The organism is uncultured Succinatimonas sp. (assembly GCF_905203285.1).
GTDB lineage: Bacteria > Pseudomonadota > Gammaproteobacteria > Enterobacterales > Succinivibrionaceae > Succinatimonas.
This window is the reverse complement of record NZ_CAJKVK010000126.1, coordinates 1-4,260: the sequence shown is the minus strand read 5'-3', so window position 1 is coordinate 4,260 and position 4,260 is coordinate 1. Positions and strand designations below refer to the sequence as shown.

The window sequence follows — 4,260 nt, the reverse complement described above, 5'->3', positions numbered from 1 at the left end:
ACGAAGGTAATTTTTGTAATCTGCTTTGTTTTTTTTAGATTGTACATCTATCTTTAATTTTCCAGTAAAAATTAGCACAAAATCAATTCAATACCTTGTTTTTTTATTTCATCTGCGGCTTTTTCATCAAGTCCGTCATCGGTAATTATCATATCAACACTGGTAAGAGGTCCCACCTCAAACAATTGAGTAAGTCCATATTTACTGCTGTCAGCGACTAAAACCCGCTTAGATGATTGTTGAGTCATAATCCTTTTCACCGCTGCTTTATCAGAAGTCGGTGCAGTAATACCAGTATCCACCTTAAAAGCATTACAACTTATGAAAGTATAAGTAGGATGGACTTTTGATAAAAAATTTACTGCCACATCTCCAACACATGATTGACTTGACCAATCAACCGTTCCTCCTGTAACCGAAACTTCCATTTGCTGGTATTCTGCAAGCATTAAACCTATATGCAAATCATTAGTAATTACCCTAAGCGGCATATTGATAAGATTTCTGGCTATTTCGATAGTGGTAGTTCCTGCATCAAGCACTATTGAATCACCGGGTTTTACCAAATTAGAAGCTTTTGCCGCAATCCGTAATTTTTCTTTGTGATGCTTACCTTGCTTTTCACTTGTAGTAGGCTGACTCGGAACAAAGCGACTCAATGTCACGCCGCCATGAACTCTATACACTGCACCTTCTTTATCTAATCTTGTTAACTCTCTTCTAATTGTTGCAGGTGACGCTCCTGTTAAAGAAACCAATTCATCGACTGTGACAAGATTATGTAATTTTAAATACTCAACAATTTGTTTTGCTCTACCTTGTCCCATAAACCTAATCCAATTACTTAAAAAAAACAAAAATCTACTGTCTTATCTAAAATTATATAATCAATAAATAAAATTTCTTATGATCAATGATTGATTTTATTCAATAACTCCTTTTATCTCTTCCCTCTATGCGTGATATTACTCACATTTAATAAATTATGATTATTTACAATCATAATTTATTAAATATAATCACAAAACAAGAAAAGGGGAGAAATTTATGCAGATTTCAGTTATCGCAGATGACCTGACGGGTGCAAATGACTGAGCCGCACAATTTGCACTTCATATTGATACAAAAGTATTTCTACCAAACGAAGAGATTAATCTAACAAAAATTTCAACCGCAGTTTTCGATACTGAAAGCCGAGATATTTCTCCTCAAAATGCATATCAAAACGTCTATAAAATTGCAAAAATAATCAAAAGAGAGCGTTTTAATATAAATCTCGAACAAAATGAACAAAAAGAATCAATTATTTACAAAAAAATTGATTCAACAGTAAGAGGCAATATAGGTAGCGAATTACAAGCAACTATTGATGCCATAGAGCCTGAAATAACGGTATTCGCTCCGGCCTTTCCTCAATCCGGGCGAACTACTGAATTCGGATACCAACTGTTAAACGGCATAAAACTTGAAAACACAGAGCTAAAAAACATACCTAAAAGTCCTATTACTACCTCTTTTATTCCTAAAATCATAAAAAAACAAAGTGATTTAAAAGTAGCTTTGATCACTCTTCAAGATATTAAGCAAGGCAGCAATCACATTTATGCCAAAGCCCTTGAATTAAAAAATGCAGGTATAAAAGTCATTATCTGCGACATAAAAGAAAAAACAGATTTAGAAGCTGTTGCTTGTGCTTTCCTACATTTTAAAACTCCGTTGTTCGTAGGCTCTGCTGGGCTTGCTGATGCAATAGCTTCTCTTATTTTTACACCTCAAAAAAAGCTTGTAGATAAATCCTTACCTGCCTTTTATAAATTATCAAAAATACTGATTCTCGCCGGTTCGATAAGTACCGTAACACGTAGCCAATGTCATGATCTTCTTCAACATTCCGACATATTAAAATCAGAAAATATACGTACTTTATTAATCCGAATTGATCCGGAACAATTTTTAAACGCTTCCAAAAACGAACTTAAGCGAATCATAGAATCGGTAGCCAAATCTATTGCAACTTTATCTGTTAATGAGAAATTCATCGTTTTAATCGCTGGAGCGCTTGATGCAAAAGATGTAGCTAAGGCCAAAGAAAGCGGTAAAAAACTTAACATCGAATTTTTTACAGTTGGTGAACGCATGGCAAACTTTATGGGCGATTTAATGTCTGCTCTGGCTCCCTCTTTTGACGCTTTTATCATGACCGGAGGCGATACCGCAGTTCATGCCTGCCATAAAGTCGGAGCTTATTCTTTTAAAGTTTTAGGTGAAATCGAAAAAGGAATCCCTCTTTGCCTTATAGACAGCGGAATTCCTCTTAACAACGTTCTAGTCACTAAAGCCGGAGCTTTCGGGACAACTCAAACGTTTACCAAAGTCGTTTCTTATCTTTTTAATCTCCAAAAAGGAAAACACACTATGAAAAAACCGATACTAGGCATCACTATGGGAGATGCTGCAGGCATCGGATCTGAAATCACAGTAAAAGCGTTATCTGATCCGAAACTTTATGAAAAAGCAATTCCCGTCGTATTCGGGGATGCTTATCAGCTGGAAAGAGCAGCCAAAATCATCGGCGCGAGCGTTAAAGTTCATACAATCACCGATCCTAAAGAGGCAAATCCGGGTCCTGAACAGATTGAAGTCATTTCCCTTGACAATATTCCTCACGACATTGAATTCGGAAAAATCAATGCCTCCTGTGGTAAAGGTGCTTACGAATTCATAGCTAAAGCCGTTGAATTTGTAAAAGCCGGAAAAATTCATGCAATTGTCACCGCTCCGCTTAATAAAGAAGCATTGCATTTAGGCGGCTACCCGCACCCCGGTCACACTGAAATCCTGGCAAATTTAACTGGTACCAAAGACTACTCCATGATGCTTGTAGTCGACAAACTGCGAGTCATTCACGTTTCAACCCACGTTTCTTTAAGAAAAGCCTGCGACTTAGTCAAAAAAGATCGTGTACTTAAGGTAATTCACCTTGCTGACGACACTTTAAAGTTGATGGGCTTTGAAAAACCGCGTATTGCAGTTTCAGGACTAAACCCGCACTGCGGCGAAGGCGGAATGTTCGGTACCGAAGATGCTGAAGAAATCGTTCCCGCAGTAAAAACAGCTCAAGAAGAAGGAATAAATGTCGTAGGACCTATTGCTCCCGATACCGTATTCCACCGTGCAGCCAATAAAGGTGAATTCGATATCGTAGTCGTTATGTACCATGATCAAGGACATATTCCACTTAAAGTCTTAGGTTTTAGTACCGGAGTCAATGTAACCGTAGGACTGCCATGCATTCGTACTTCGGTGGATCACGGAACCGCCTTTGAAATTGCCGGAAAAGGAATTGCAGATCCCGAGTCCATGACGGCAGCACTTAACTTAAGCGCTCAAATGGCCAATGTTAAATTTAAAAATTTGCTAAACAACTACAAAAGAGACAATTTTATTAGAAATATTCTATGCTTTTAAAACCAACGCTCGTGTATCTCTCTTTACGGGCGTTTTTTTAATTTAACATGTACAGTTAAACATTTTTTTCTAAATGTATTTTTACACTGCACAATCCAATAGCCTAAAAAGCCTTTGAAAAATCATCATATTATGGATGAAATATGTAAAAACAATTACTTTTCTTTAAAAAAAGTACTTTATATTTTTACAAAACTTACTAAAACTGGTAAAATACTGCGTCCAGTGCCACCTAGTGAATTGGAATGTGGCAAGTGTAAATAATAATCAGGAGCTATTTGTGCCTAATATTAAGTCTGCAAAGAAGCGCGTTGTTATCTCTGAGAAAGCACGTCAGCGTAATGTAGCTGCTCGTTCCAAGATGCGCACTTTAATTAAGAAAGTTTTAGCCGCTTGTGCTAAAAATGACAAAGCTGCAGCTCAGGCTGCTTTTAAAGAAGCCGAGCCGGTTTTAGACCGTGCCGCTTGCAAAGGCCTTATCCACAAGAATAAGGCTGCTCGTCATAAGAGCGATCTTGCTGCCAAGATTAAGGCTATTGCCTAATTTAGAGCAGATCTAAAAGAGAAGCCCCGCTGATGCGGGGTTTTGTTTTTTATAGACAAAAAAATTGCAGACACTTAGTAGGAGTCTAAATGTCTGCAAGAACAGCAAAAGGTGAACCACCTAAATACACATGCAAAAAACTTATTTGCTTCAGTTAGGTTTAACTAACTACTGTAACTACATGCTAACTATTTACTCATAAAAAAGCAACTCTTTTTTACTAAAAATTAAAACTTTTTATTAAAAAT

General features: G+C 37.0%; 3 protein-coding genes. 2 read left to right on the top strand and 1 reads right to left on the bottom strand.

The genetic code is table 11. The features are described 5' to 3' along the window. Positions 1-71: 71 nt before the first annotated feature. Positions 72-827: a DeoR/GlpR family DNA-binding transcription regulator gene (locus QZ019_RS09400; RefSeq protein ID WP_295484513.1), complete on the bottom strand. Its 756-nt coding sequence runs from the start codon at positions 825-827 to the stop codon at positions 72-74. A gap of 289 nt (positions 828-1,116) precedes the next feature. Here QZ019_RS09400 and pdxA point away from each other — a divergent pair, with 289 nt between their 5' ends. Together pdxA and rpsT are read left to right on the top strand one after the other, a co-directional pair. Then, positions 1,117-3,468, top strand: a complete 2,352-nt coding sequence (gene pdxA / locus QZ019_RS09395; RefSeq protein WP_295484515.1) for a 4-hydroxythreonine-4-phosphate dehydrogenase PdxA — start codon at positions 1,117-1,119, stop codon at positions 3,466-3,468. A gap of 280 nt (positions 3,469-3,748) precedes the next feature. After that, positions 3,749-4,012, top strand: coding sequence for a 30S ribosomal protein S20 (gene rpsT / locus QZ019_RS09390; protein WP_294567294.1), 264 nt, complete (start codon positions 3,749-3,751; stop codon positions 4,010-4,012). The last annotated feature ends 248 nt before the right edge of the window (positions 4,013-4,260 follow it).

What these genes read in the sequence shown, in the direction of transcription:
- QZ019_RS09400 (WP_295484513.1), bottom strand. Translation starts at nt 827, where the DNA reads ATGGGACAAGGTAGAGCAAAACAAATTGTTGAGTATTTAAAATTACAT.